Source organism: Kitasatospora nipponensis (genome assembly GCF_039528135.1).
GTDB lineage: Bacteria > Actinomycetota > Actinomycetes > Streptomycetales > Streptomycetaceae > Kitasatospora > Kitasatospora nipponensis.
This window is the reverse complement of the sequence record NZ_BAAALF010001008.1, coordinates 1-559: the sequence shown is the minus strand read 5'-3', so window position 1 is coordinate 559 and position 559 is coordinate 1. Positions and strand designations below refer to the sequence as shown.

The following is a 559-nucleotide window of genomic DNA, read 5'->3' as shown; positions in this document are numbered from 1 at the left end:
GCTGCTCGAACCCGACCGGCCCGCCCGCACCCCGAGCCTGCTGCTGCCCTCGGTCGGCGACGCCACCAAGTGGAGCAACGGCATCCAGTTCCGGGTCTCCGGCACCGTCACCCCCACCAACTTCGACGACGTCCTGGTGCAGAACTCCCGGATCGCCCGGGTCGACCGCGAGGGCCTGACCAACCGCTCCAGCTGGATGTGCCGGCCCAGCTACGGCAGCGGGGACGGCTGCGGCTCCACGGTCAACTGGCGTCCCAGCACCCGGCTGGTCTTCCGGGGCAACACGATCAGCGACACCGGCGGGGAGGGCATAGTGGGCCGGGCCCGCACTGGTGGAGCACACCCTCGCGTACGACCTCGCGATGCGCCCGATGGGCTCCAACGCCGGTATCTGGACCATCAATTCGGACTACACCACGGTCCAGTACAACGAGGTGCACCACGTCCGCAGGCTGTCCGACAACAACGACGGGATGGCCTTCGACTCCGACTACGGCAACACCGGCGTGGTCTTCCAGTACAACTACAGCCACGACAACGAGGGCGGCTTCATGCTGTT

The 559-nt window shown here is 67.6% G+C and carries 1 pseudogene; it reads left to right on the top strand.

Annotated elements, in window-relative coordinates:
- Window positions 1–332: 332 nt before the first annotated feature.
- Window positions 333–559: pseudogene (locus ABD323_RS44575) on the top strand (hypothetical protein); the annotation flags it as partial.